Origin of the sequence: Nocardia sp. NPDC052112, assembly GCF_040680135.1 — a bacterium.
Lineage (GTDB): Bacteria > Actinomycetota > Actinomycetes > Mycobacteriales > Mycobacteriaceae > Nocardia.
Map to the genome: position 1 here is coordinate 182,735 of NZ_JBFAWD010000003.1, position 12,459 is coordinate 195,193.

Annotated in this window: 11 protein-coding genes and 1 pseudogene; 10 read left to right on the forward strand and 2 right to left on the reverse strand. The window is 65.9% G+C overall.

The annotated features are described in order from the left end of the window. Positions 1-218: 218 nt before the first annotated feature. Genes AB0L58_RS06830 through AB0L58_RS06865 form a run of 8 tightly spaced genes read left to right on the forward strand, consistent with a single transcriptional unit; the run spans position 219 to position 9,023 of the window. A complete protein-coding gene (locus tag AB0L58_RS06830) occupies positions 219-1,112 on the forward strand; it encodes a metal-dependent hydrolase (RefSeq protein ID WP_364382303.1) in 894 nt (297 codons plus the stop codon). Continuing rightward, positions 1,112-2,152 carry a PDR/VanB family oxidoreductase gene (locus tag AB0L58_RS06835; RefSeq protein ID WP_364382306.1) on the forward strand — a complete coding sequence of 347 codons (1,041 nt, stop codon included), beginning with the start codon at positions 1,112-1,114 and terminating at the stop codon, positions 2,150-2,152. The genes AB0L58_RS06830 and AB0L58_RS06835 overlap by 1 nt, the downstream gene beginning before the upstream one ends. An 18-nt stretch (positions 2,153-2,170) precedes the next feature. Then, positions 2,171-3,676 carry an aldehyde dehydrogenase family protein gene (locus AB0L58_RS06840; protein ID WP_364382309.1) on the forward strand — a complete coding sequence of 502 codons (1,506 nt, stop codon included), beginning with the start codon at positions 2,171-2,173 and terminating at the stop codon, positions 3,674-3,676. After that, positions 3,673-5,130 (forward strand): NAD(P)/FAD-dependent oxidoreductase, encoded by a 1,458-nt coding sequence (locus tag AB0L58_RS06845; RefSeq protein ID WP_364382312.1) that lies wholly within the window; start codon positions 3,673-3,675, stop codon positions 5,128-5,130. The genes AB0L58_RS06840 and AB0L58_RS06845 overlap by 4 nt, the downstream gene beginning before the upstream one ends. After that, positions 5,127-6,008 carry a short-chain dehydrogenase/reductase gene (locus AB0L58_RS06850; RefSeq protein ID WP_364382315.1) on the forward strand — a complete coding sequence of 294 codons (882 nt, stop codon included), beginning with the start codon at positions 5,127-5,129 and terminating at the stop codon, positions 6,006-6,008. The genes AB0L58_RS06845 and AB0L58_RS06850 overlap by 4 nt, the downstream gene beginning before the upstream one ends. A gap of 53 nt (positions 6,009-6,061) precedes the next feature. Further along, a complete protein-coding gene (locus AB0L58_RS06855) occupies positions 6,062-6,988 on the forward strand; it encodes an alpha/beta hydrolase (protein ID WP_364382318.1) in 927 nt (308 codons plus the stop codon). A gap of 14 nt (positions 6,989-7,002) precedes the next feature. Continuing rightward, positions 7,003-8,832, forward strand: a complete 1,830-nt coding sequence (gene fadD11 / locus AB0L58_RS06860; protein WP_364382321.1) for a fatty acid--CoA ligase FadD11 — start codon at positions 7,003-7,005, stop codon at positions 8,830-8,832. Further along, positions 8,829-9,023, forward strand: a complete 195-nt coding sequence (locus tag AB0L58_RS06865; RefSeq protein ID WP_364382324.1) for a hypothetical protein — start codon at positions 8,829-8,831, stop codon at positions 9,021-9,023. Before fadD11 ends, AB0L58_RS06865 begins: the two co-directional genes overlap by 4 nt. 53 nt (positions 9,024-9,076) lie before the next feature. Here AB0L58_RS06865 and AB0L58_RS06870 read toward each other — a convergent pair. Beyond that, positions 9,077-9,708: pseudogene (locus AB0L58_RS06870) on the reverse strand (AMP-binding protein); the annotation flags it as partial. A 21-nt stretch (positions 9,709-9,729) separates the two neighbouring features. Further along, the gene (locus tag AB0L58_RS06875; protein ID WP_364382327.1) at positions 9,730-9,975 is read right to left on the reverse strand and encodes a hypothetical protein; all 246 of its coding nucleotides are present in this window, start codon (positions 9,973-9,975) and stop codon (positions 9,730-9,732) included. A gap of 67 nt (positions 9,976-10,042) precedes the next feature. Here AB0L58_RS06875 and AB0L58_RS06880 point away from each other — a divergent pair, with 67 nt between their 5' ends. Both AB0L58_RS06880 and AB0L58_RS06885 read left to right on the forward strand, forming a co-directional pair. Beyond that, a complete protein-coding gene (locus AB0L58_RS06880; protein WP_364382330.1) occupies positions 10,043-11,083 on the forward strand; it encodes an AAA family ATPase in 1,041 nt (346 codons plus the stop codon). Between the two features lie 293 nt (positions 11,084-11,376). Then, the gene (locus AB0L58_RS06885) at positions 11,377-12,402 is read left to right on the forward strand and encodes a hypothetical protein (protein ID WP_364382333.1); all 1,026 of its coding nucleotides are present in this window, start codon (positions 11,377-11,379) and stop codon (positions 12,400-12,402) included. The last annotated feature ends 57 nt before the right edge of the window (positions 12,403-12,459 follow it).

Sequence of the window (12,459 nt, forward strand, 5' to 3'; positions counted from 1 at the left end):
ATCGACGCTAGCAGACAGCACGCGCCGTGCAACAATCCCAGCGAAATGTGGCGCACACCCGGCTAGCGACCGCGACCTCGACGGTGCCGACGATCGTCCCGGCGACCATGCCCTCCGAATAGTGTGGCCGTGCTTGCGGGCGGCACGCTTCGCAACATTTTTGGACGATTTGTTGCTGCCACATTGCAATGGAATTTGTGGCGCTGTACGGTCACAGTATGGCTGACACGGCTGGCGCGACGAAGCGCACCTACGGCGACGACGCGCATGCGATCAATGCGCGCGATGTCCATTTCGAGTTCGACTCCGTGCCCATGCACTACATCCCCGACGAGGTGCTGGCCACCCACATCGTCAATGTCATGCATCTGGTGCTGCCCGAGGGTGAGCGGGCCATGGCGCAGGCATTGTCCGAGGCCCTGCCGCATATCCACGACGAACGACTCCGGGAGGAGGTCATCGGGTTCGTCGGACAGGAGACCATGCACGCCTACAGCCATGAGGCAGCACGCCGGCATCTGCAATCCATCGGACTGGACGTGAACTCCTATGTCCGCAAGGTGGCGTGGCTGGTCGACCGCATTCTGGGTGATCACGGACTGACCGGACGGGCGAAGGAGCAGTGGCTCAAGGAACGCCTCGGCCTGTTCGCCGGGATGGAGCACTACACCGCTGTACTCGGCGAATGGCTGCTCAACGCCGACATTCTCGCGGAGAAGGGCATGCATCCGGCCATGCTGGATCTGGTGCGCTGGCACGGCGCGGAGGAAGTCGAGCACCGCAGCGTGGTCTACGACGCCTACATGTACGTCGACGGCAGTTACGCCCGCAGAGCACGGACCGCGATCCTGGCAAGTCTGACCCTACTGCCGCTGTTCATCGTGTCGACGGCGTATATGTACCGAAAGGACCCCGAAGCCGACAAAGGCCGATTCTGGTTGCTGCAGTTCGCCAGCGCCACCCGCCGCGGCGTGATCCCCAGTTGGACCGTGTTCCTGACCGAGATCCCGCGCTATCTGCGGCCGGGTTTCCATCCTTCGCAGCTCGGGCCGATGGACAAGGCACTGCGGTATCTCGGGCACTCGCCCGCCGCACGGGCGGCGGGTCACTGATGGGTGAGCCGACCGATGACACGCAGATGGGTCTGCGGCTGCTCGGCGGAATCATGGACGCCTACAAGCGCGTCTTCGTGACCGGCGGCGCCGCATCACTGCTGTCGCGGCCGAAGCCGGTGCGGCGCACCGGATTCGAGCTGGATATGCGCATCGAGAGTGTGGCACGCGAGACCGATGATGTGGTCGGTCTGACGCTGCGCGCGACACGGGGTGGTCCGCTGCCGAGGTGGCGGCCGGGCTCGCACGTGGACGTGTTTCTGCCGTCCGGACGGCAGCGACAGTATTCGTTGTGCGGGGATCCGTCGGATCGGTTCCGCTACCGGATCGCGGTGCGACTCATCCCGGACGGCGGCGGGGGCTCCCGAGAGGTGCACGAGACACTGCGCACCGGCGGCGGGCTGCGAATTCGCGGCCCCCGCAACGCATTCACCTTCATCGATGCCCCGTCGTATCTGTTCCTGGCCGGTGGCATCGGCATCACACCGATCCTGCCCATGGTGCGCGCCGCCGGCTCGCGTGGCCAACTGGTGTACGTCGGCCGTTCCCGCGACACCATGCCGTTCCTGCACGAGTTACCCGGCGCGGATGTCCGCCCCGACGACGAATTCGGGGTGCCCGATATCGCCGAACTCATCGCTCGTGCCGAACCCGGTGCGGCCGTGTATGTCTGCGGACCGCCGCCCATGCTGGCGGCAGCGCAGCGGCACATGTTCGAGCTGAATCCGACCGGGTCGTTGCACACCGAGCGCTTCTCGGCGCTACCGGTCGTCGACGGCCGCGCATTCGATATCAGCCTCGCCCGCACCGGCGGCACCGTACACGTCGCCGCGGACGAGACCGCACTGACCGCGCTGCGCCGTCGGCTCCCGGACATTGCCTACTCCTGTCAGCAGGGGTTCTGCGGCACCTGCAAGGTCGGCGTCGCCGCCGGATCCGTCGATCACCGCGACCGCCTGCTCATCGAATCCGAACGCGCCGATCACATGTTGGCGTGCGTATCGCGCGCCGTCGGCGAAGAACTCGTACTCGACCTCTGAACGACCGGAGACCGACTGATGACTACATCGACGAAACCCCAACTCCTCGACGCGGTGACAACCTTCGAGGTGCGCGATCCGGCCACCGGCACGACGGTCGGCCACTACCCCATCCACCGGCAGGCCGAGGTCGACCAGGCGGTCGCGATCGCGCACGAGGCGGGAATCTGGTGGTCTGCACTCGGATTCACCGAGCGCGCACGACGACTCGACGCCTGGCGCGCCGAAATCGCCCAGGGCCGCGACGAATTGGCCCGGATCATCCACGAGGAGATGGGCAAGCCGGTCTCCGATGCGAAACTCGAGATCGCCATGGCCCTTGAACATCTGCGCTGGGCCGCGCACAACGCCGAACGCGTGCTCGGTCGCCGCGGCGTGCGGTCGAGCCTGCTCACCATCAACCATGCCGCCGAGGTCGAGTACCGGCCCTTCGGTTTGGTCGGGGTGATCGGCCCATGGAACTACCCGGTTTTCACACCGCTCGGCTCGATCTCGTTCGCATTGGCCGCCGGGAACGCGGTAGTGTTCAAGCCGAGCGAATACACCCCCGGTGTGGGTGTCTGGCTTGCCGCTGCCTTCGCCCGCACCACTGCCGAGCGACCGGTGCTGCAGGTGGTCACCGGTCTGGGTGAGACCGGAAATGCGCTGTGCCGCAGCAAGGTCGGCAAGATCGGTTTCACCGGTTCCACCGCCACCGGCAAGAAGGTCATGGCGGCCTGTGCCGAGAATCTGACCCCGGTGCTGATGGAGTGCGGCGGCAAGGACGCGCTCATCGTCGATGCCGACGCCGATCTCGACGCGGCCGCCGAGGCCGCGGTGTGGGGCGGGATGTCCAATGCGGGCCAGACCTGCCTGGCTGTGGAACGCGTCTACGTGCACGCCGAGGTGTACGACGCCTTCGTCACGAAACTGGTGGCGCTCGCGAGCACCATCGATGCCGGTCGGCCCGAGTCCAAGATCGGCCCGATCACCATGCCCAGGCAGCTCGAGGTCATCCGAGGTCAACTGGAGGAGGCGATCGCGCGCGGTGCCCGCCTCCTGCTCGGCGGCATCGACACTGTGCCAGGACAATTCGTGCAGCCGACGATCCTGGCCGAGGTACCGGACGATGCCGCGGCGAGCACCGAGGAGACCTTCGGCCCGACACTGACGGTCACGCTCGTGCGCGATATGGATGAAGCGGTCGAGAAGGTGAACGCGAGCGCCTACGGCTTGGGCGGCACGGTGTTCTCGCGGCACAATGGCCGCGCCATCGCGGATCGCCTCCGCGCCGGTGGCGTTTCGATCAACTCGTTCGTCACCCATGCCACCATTGCGACACTGCCGCTCGGCGGAGTCGGCGACTCCGGGTTCGGCCGAGTACACGGACCCGACGGGCTCAAGGAATTCACCTACGCCAAAGCGACCACCAGGCAGCTGTTTCCATCGCCGCTGCCACTGACCACCTTCCGGCGTACCGCCCGCGTAGACGCCGTGGCCGACCGACTGGTGGCGCTGCTGCACGCAAGGAGCCGACAGGGATGAACGCGGAACACACCCATATCGCCGTAGTCGGCGCGGGATTCGGCGGCATCGGACTAGCGGTGAAACTGCGGGAGGCCGGATTCGAGGATTTCGTCATCCTGGAACGCGCCGCCGATCTGGGCGGAACCTGGCGCGCCAACACCTATCCGGGTTGCGCCTGCGACGTCCCCTCACAGCTGTACAGCTACTCGTTCGCGCCCAATCCGGACTGGTCACGCACCTACGGAAAGCAGACCGAGATCCTCGAATACCTCCGTTCGGTGGCCCTCGACCACGATGTGATCCGCTCCATTCGCTTCGGCGCGGAGGTCCTCGACGCCCGCTGGGACGAGTCCGCAGCGCTGTGGCGTATCACGACCACTCAGGGTGCGCGTACCGCGGACTTCCTCGTGTCGGCGACGGGCATCTTCGCCGAGGCGAAGTTCCCTGACCTGCCGGGTCTGGACACCTTCGCGGGCAAGAGCTTTCACTCACTGCATTGGGATCACGACCACGATCTCACCGGCGAGCGCGTCGCGGTCATCGGCACCGGAGCATCCGCCGTGCAATTCGTGCCCGAAATCCAGCCCCGGGTCGGCAAATTGCTGTTGTTCCAACGCTCCGCGCCCTGGATTGTGCCGCGTATGGACCGCAGGACGCTGCCCGCCGAAAGGTATCTCCTGCGCAATATTCCCTTGGCGCAGCGGGCCGTACGCGGCCTGTGGTACTCGGCCATCGAGGCGTTCGGGCTGATCTCGCTGGTGGACCAGCGCTTCCGGCATCCCTACGAGGGGCTGGCCCGGCTACAGCTGTTGCGCCAGGTACGAAACCCGCTGTTGCGCAAGACCTTGACGCCCGACTACGTGATCGGCTGCAAGCGCGCCATCTTCTCCGACGCATATCTGCCCGCGCTCGACCAGCCCAATGTCGAGGTCGTCACCCAGGGCATCGCCGAGGTGCGGCCGCATTCGATCGTGCTGCGCGACGGCACCGAATACGAAGTCGACACCATGATCCACGGCACGGGATTCACCGCGATTCCCACCGCATACGAACGACTCATCGGCCGAGACGGAATCTCGCTCGCGGAGCTCTATCACAAGCAGCCGCAGAGCTACCTCGGCGCGGCGGTCGCGGGATTCCCCAACTTCTTCTGCACGCTGGGCCCCTTCGGCGCGGCCGGAAACCAGTCCGCCATCTTCATGATCGAATCGCAGATCACCTACATTGTCGATGCGCTGAAATCGGTGCGCCGCAACGGAGCTCGCCGCGTCGAGGTGCGGCCGGAAGCCCAGGCAGACTTCCTCGCCGAGATGGCGCGACGTAGTGCTACCAGCGTCTGGCTCACCGGCGGTTGCACGAGCTACTACACCACGCCCGACGGGCTCAATGCCGGACTGTATCCGAACTGGAGTTTCGAATACCGCCGTCGTACGCGCACTTTCGATTCCGACGCTTATGAGGTGACAAGATGACGATCGGGGGCCGCCCCTACGGCCTGGACGGCAAGGTCGCGTTGGTCACCGGGGCCGCACAGGGTATCGGGCGTGCACTGGCGAACATCCTGCACACCCGCGGCGCATCGGTCGCGCTGGTCGACATCGACGGCGCGGGTGTCGCCGCGGACGCTGCCACCCTCGGCCCGCGCGCCCTGCCGCTCGCCGCCGATGTGGCGGATCGAGAAGCCATGCGCCAGGTGATCACCGACACGGTCGATCACTTCGGCTCCCTGAACGTGGTGGTGGCCAATGCCGGTGTGGTACCGCGCCCGGCCACCCTGCGCACGATCGACGGCAAGGACTTCGACCGCGTCATCGATATCAACCTGACCGGCGTATTCAACACCGTGCGCCCGGCGCTCGATCACCTTGTCACCACCCGCGGCCATGTCGTCGTGGTGTCCTCGTGCGCGGCCTTCGCGCCGGGCATGGCGGGTGCGCCGTACATGATCAGCAAGGCGGGCGTGGAGCAGCTGGGTCGGGCGCTGCGCGTGGAGCTCGCACCATTCGGCGCGACCGCGGGCGTCGCCTATTTCGGCATTGTCGACACCGCCATGACCCACGCCACCCTCGATGGCGACGACCTCGGTCGCGCCCTCGACGACCTGCTGCCGTGGCCGCTGAGCCGACGGATCACCGCGGATCAGGCCGCGCGGGCGGTAGCCGACGGCATCGAGCAACGTGCCGCACGCACCATCGCGCCCGCGACCGGCTGGGGTCCGTACGCGCTGCTGCGCGGTGCGGTGAACGTGGTGCTCGACACCCGCCTCGCGCGCGATCCGCGCGTGCACGACCTGGTGCGTGCGGTCGAGGCGCGGGTGCGGTCTCGAGCGAGCGAAGCGAGCGGTCGATGAACGCAGCCGCCCCGGGCGGTCATGACGGAGCCGAGCGTCAGCGAGGCGCGGTCATGACCGCTGAACCCGCGTCCCTGCGGGCGCGAGCGCTCTGGCAGATCTCGAGCCACACCGTGCGTCCGGTCTCGGCCGTTATCCCGGTCAACGAGCACACGCTACCGGCGGCGCGGATGATCATCGATCGGGTCATGCGCGCGGTCGCGCCGGTGCTGAACGGCACGGTCGTCGAGACCGTCGAGAGCGGTCCGGTGCACGCCGAGTGGGTGCGGGGTCCACGTGCGACCCGCGACGACGCCGCCATCCTGTATGTGCACGGCGGCGGTTTCGTCGCCGGGTCCGCACGCTCGTATCGCGGTGTCACCTCACGGCTTTCGACCGCAACCCGCCTGCCGGTGTTAGCTGTCGACTATCGACTGGCGCCCGAAAACCCGTACACCGCTGCGGCAGCCGATGTTTCGGCCGCCTATCACCTGCTGCGCGAGCGAGGTTTCGCCCCGGACCGGATCGTCACCGCGGGCGACTCCGCGGGCGGCTACCTCGCCGCCGATTTCGTGGTCGGCAGCGCCGATCACGGGCGGCGCCGCGCGGCGGCGCTGCTCTTGTTCTCGCCCATGACCGACCTCGCATTGGACCTCGCGCACCGTGGTGACGGCCATGACGCCCTGTTCGGCCTGGCCACCGCGCGTGCCGCGGTCGCACACCTCGTCGACGCGCCGCGACAATTGCGCCCACGCGCGGGAACACCGTTGCCGCCCACCCTTATTCACGCCAGCAGCGATGAACTCTTCGCCGCCGACGCGGTCGCATTCGCCGATCGCCTCAGCACCGCGGGCGCACGCTGCGATCTGCGATTGTGGCCCCGACAGATGCACGTCTTCCACACCCTCGCGGCGTTGGTGCCCGAATCCCGAACGGTTTACCGCATGTCGGGCCGGTTCGTCATCGATACCCTCGAATCTACTGCCGCACAGGCGATCTGAAGAAAGTATCTGTCATGAGCGCTCCCCGTTTCGATACCCTCTGCGCCGCCTTCCAGCACACCGCGGGCACCGATCCCAACGCTGTCGCTGTGCGAACCGTGGGTGGCACCCAGGAACTCACCTGGGGTGAATACGCCGCGCAGGTGCGCCGCATCGCCGCAGGTTTCGCCGCGCTCGGCATCGGCCGCGGCGACACCGTGGCCCTGATGATGGGCAACCGCGTGGAGTTCTACCCGATCGACGTCGGCGCGCTGCACGCCGGAGCCACCTCCTTCTCCATCTACAACACCCTGCCGCCCGAAGGGATCGCCCATGTGCTGCGCAATGCGGGGGCATCGGTGGTGGTGTGTGAGGCGCGATATCTCGACCGCATCCGACGCTCCGGCGCCGCCCCCGCACACGTCGTCGTACTGGACGGCGACCCGACGCACAGCCTCGAGGGCACAGTGACGCTGGAGCAACTGCAGACGCTCGGCACCAGCGACTTCGATTTCGAGATGTCCTGGAAGGCTACCGAGCCCGACGACGTCGCCACCCTCATCTACACCTCCGGCACCACCGGCAACCCCAAGGGCGTCGAGACCACGCACGCCAACCTGCTGTTCGAGGCCCATGCGCTGGCCCAGGTGCTGCCGATCGAATACGGCGACCGCATCACCTCCTTCATGCCCTCGGCCCATATCGCCGACCGGTTGACCGCGCTGTATCTGCAAGTAGTGTTCGGCACGCAGGTGACGGTGGTGGCCGAACCCGCGCTCATCGCGGCGGCGCTGCCGGACTGCCGCCCGACCATCTGGGGTGCGGTACCACGCGTATGGGAAAAGCTGAAAGCCGCAATAGAACTCGGTGTCGCCAACGAACCCGCTCCTGTGCGCGCCGCCGCCCTACGCTGGGCCCTCGACACCGCACGCGAGCGCATGGACCTACTGCGCACTGGAGCACCCGTTCCGGCCGAACTGGCCGCCGAATTCGAGCGGGCCGATGCCACCGTACTGTCGGCGCTGCGCACGAAACTCGGCTTCGGCGAACTGAAGTGGGCCATCTCCGGCGCCGCCCCGATCCCCGCCGATACCCTCGCCTTCTTCGCCGCACTCGGAATACCCATTTCCGAAATCTGGGGCATGTCCGAACTCACCTGCATCGCGACCGTATCCCCTTACGAACCAACCGAACTCGGCACGGTCGGCCGACCGGTGCCCGGCATGCAGATGCGACTCGCGGACGACGGTGAGCTGTTCGTGCGCGGCCCGCTGGTCATGAAGGGGTACCGCGGCGAACCGGAGAAGACGGCCGAAGCCATCGACCCGGACGGCTGGCTCGCCACCGGCGATGTGATGACTTACGTCGACAATGGCTGTCTGCGCGTCGTCGACCGCAAGAAAGAACTCATCATCAATGCATCGGGAAAGAACATATCCCCCGCGAATATCGAGAACGCGGTACGCGCGACGCCCGGTCTGATCGGCACCGTTGTCGCCGTGGGCGACGCCCGCCCCTTTGTCACAGCCCTGGTGACGCTGGACCCGGACACCGCCGCGGATCTCGCCGCCGAGCACGGACTACCGGTCACCGTCGACGCACTCGTCGAACATCCTGAGATTATCGAAAGGGTCGCTACCGCTATCTATTCCGCGAACCAGGCCCTGTCTCGCGTCGAGCAGATCAAACGCTTCCGCCTGCTACCGACCTTCTGGGAACCCGGTGGCGTCGAACTCACCCTCACCATGAAGCTGCGACGCAAGCCCGTCACCGAGACATACGCCGCCGATATCGACCTGCTCTATGCCGACCCGCAGCCCGTCGGCGTGCACACCCCCGCCGCGAAGGAGACCGCCGCCCGTTGACTCGCTGGTGCCCGCTCACCGACAGCGACGACACCCTCATCCGGTACGCCCCCATCCGCTTCCGCCACAGCGTGATCGTGCCCGCCGAGGCAGAGCCTTGGTTCGCCGCATTGCTGTTCCCGGTCCGACCGCTCGTCAATCGAGCGACACGTTCCTGGACCGAAGGGGTCACCGCACGGGTTCTGCGCTGAGAGCCGCTCACTCCATGCGGGTACAGGCGCATCGGCGTGGTTGTCGTTGCTGCTCATGCGAAGTCCAGTTCCTCCAGTTTGCGGCGCAGCACCTTGCCGGTGGCGTTGCGCGGAAGTTCGTCGACGAAGAACACATCGCGCGGCACCTTGTAGCGGGCCAGGTTCGACTTGATGTGGTCCTTGACCATTTGCGCGCCCAGTTCGGCTCCGGCGGCAGCAACAATGATGGCGCGCAGCCGTCTGCCGAACTCGGAATCGTCGACACCGATCACGGCGACGTCGTCCACACCGGGCAGTTCGGCGAGCAGATTCTCCACTTCCAGCGGGTAGACGTTCTCGCCGCCGGAGACGATCATCTCGTCGTCGCGTCCATCGATGAAAGCAGTCCGTCGGAGTCGAAATGGCCCATATCACCGGTGGACATATAGCCGTCGATGATCTGCTTGTGGCGCCCGTCGGTATATCCCTCGAACGGCGCGTCCGAGCGCACGAACACCCGGCCCTTCACATTCACCCCCGCGATTCGGCGATCATCGTCGTCGAACAGCGCGATGCGGGTGGTGACCGGCGGCCGACCGACGGCGCCTGGGGCCCTGCGCAATTCGTGCGGTTGGGCGACCGAGGCGATCGCGACGTCGGTCGAGCCGTACAGGTTGTAGAGCACCTCGCCGAAAATGTCCTGCACCCGCGCCCACCATTGAAATCCCTATTCGCCGTCGGCGGTGATCAGCTCCGCCATCTCGTTTTCGATCGCTTTCGCCGCGAAATGCAGGCCCATGGATCGCAGTTCACGAACGCGCCTGTGTAATGCCGGAATACCCCCCGGGTCAGCCGCGATATAGGCAATACCGATCGGCGCGCCGAGGGGAGTCGTTACCGGTCGGATCGACATGCCATCAAACCTTTCTGCGCTGATGGAGCAATCATCGACGGATAGGTAGATATCGCGCATCGGCAGTGTGGCGACAGTAAGCGATTACGATCGCCGCAGGCCCGACCGACCGACTAGCCTGCTCGATGTGTCCGCGCAACGTCCACCGGTCAGTGCTTCGCTTCCAGCGCGGACCAGCGATTTCGTCGGACGAGAACGCGAGCTGGAGAAGATCACAACGCTGTTTCTGTCATCGACGCGGTTGATTACCCTGATCGGCTCGGGCGGTATCGGCAAGACCCGGCTCGCGACCGAGGCCGCCCACCGCTATCACAAGGCTCGCCGGGCGCCGATCCACTGGGTCAGGCTGGCCCGACTCCCGGCGGGCTCGGACGCGACAGCGGTCGAGGACGAACTCGCACACTCGATCATCGACGTCGACTTCTCGAACCGATCGAGCTGGGATGCCCTGATCGATACGTTCACCAGAACCGATGGCGCCAGCCGTAACCTGCAGACGATTCTGGTGATGGACAACTGCGAGCACGTCCTGGACGGCGTCGGCCGGGTGATCACCGGATTGCTGGATGCGGTACCCGGGCTGACCGTGCTGGCCACCAGCCGGGAGGCGATCGGCTGGGTCGACGAGCAATTGGTGCCGGTCCCGGCGCTGTCGCGCGAACAAGCGCTGACCTTGTTCCGCGCGCGAGCGGAGTTGACCGGTCACCCCATCGCGGGCGATGACGATGCCGCAGTGGCCGGATCGATCTGCTGGCACGTGCACAACCATCCCCTCTACATCAGGCTGGCCGCGGCCCGGCTGATACGGCAGCCGTTACCGATGATCCTGCGAGATCTCAGTGGGGAGGACAGCGACCGGCGGCTGCCAGGGCGTGCACGACGATGCCGCGCGGATGCTCGACGAATGCGTCGCCGCCTGCACCGCGGATACACAAGTCGGCGCAAATTGGCGGACCGATCCGTCGGCCGATCTCGGACTACCCGCGCCCGTCGACTTCGCCTGGGGCGCCGAATTGCTATTTGCCCGCGATCTGAATTGCAGATATCACAAATCTGCATTACGACCTCATTGGACTCGGCTTCGAGCAGTGTCAACCACTCGAAAAAGGGATGCCGATCTCGGTGGGCAACAAGGTACTCGGCACACACCTACCGGTTCAATAGGTAATTCATGTAGGTAGTCGGCGCGCACAGATTACCTACGAGCGGCTACTACCTAAGAATAACTATCATTTCGCGTTCGTCGCGCCGCTGCTGTCCGATCTCGCATGACGCGCGACCTGCCGCATGCGAATGTCCTTGTGGCGAGCGGCAGGGCCCGGATAACCATTGAACTCCGCACACGCAGCAGGTGCGGCCATTATCTACCCGGGAAGGACGACCGGTAGGGGCGCCGATGCCCGTTGGAAGGGAGTGGGTCGCCACGTCAGCTCCTGTGTCGAGCCACCGACAGTGCCGCGCGTGGTAAAGATGGATATGCGCCAGTGGAATATTCGATGGAGCTATTCCCATGCCACCGATCCCGACGACGAGTACCTGGTGGCGTATGGTGCGATCGCCGTCCTTCCCGGCACGTCGCCGCGGCTGCTGGTGACCGAGGAGTGGGGTTCGCCTCGGGTGGGCTGGCTCAGGGGCGACAACACATTTCTCTACGAACCCGAAACGGGTGCCGAAGGCGAGTATCTGATCATGTTCGAGTATCCGATCGAGACGCCGCGGATCGAACTCGTTTCCGGTGTCGGCGGCACTGCGGCGCTGTTGAATTCGTCATACGGAGTCCGAAGCCATGTGTTCGGGCGCGGCAACGAGATCGCCGCTGGATTCGGACCGGACCGCCCCGCGCTCGACTTCACCGTGGGCACGATCGATGACCGACGGGTGCTGATGCGAGCCGACGGCGACGACGACCCGTCCCTGACTGCCTACGACCTGATCACCGGAGAGCAAGTGATCAATCAATGGAGTCCCCTGCAACTCGAGGATCACGAGGGCCCCTGGCGCCTCGGCCGCGGGCACGGCCGCCCACGAGTTGCCGAGGTATTCGAAAACCGGATTCAGCTCTACGGTTCCGATGGGTACATCGAATCGTTGATCGACATGTTGGACGCGTGTGCCTGTTGCCTTCCGATCGTGCTGGTATTCGACGACGCCGCTGGTCCATCGCTGGTGGTGAGCCGCGAGCACGCCGGTGCTGTCTGGTGTTACGGCGCCTCGGCCACATCGGCCCCCGATGCCGACTTCGTACCGTTCAGCGGGCCGATCGCCGACTATCCGGGCAAGGTCGTCGGTGCGCGACTGGGGCGCTGGCGTGATGTCCCGGTACTGGCCCTTCGCACCGATGTCGGTATCTCGTTGTGGGACTTGGAATCAGACGAATGGGTCTGTCATATCCCGGTTCCCGCCCGCGTCCACGATATCGCCTTCGGCCGCGACGGCACCTTGGCGGCCATCGCCGAAACCGGCCCGCTACTGATCGACATCACCTGATTCAGCGATCGCGCCGGGGAGGAGCCCGTCGGCGCCCGTCAGCGATCCGCAGCGTTC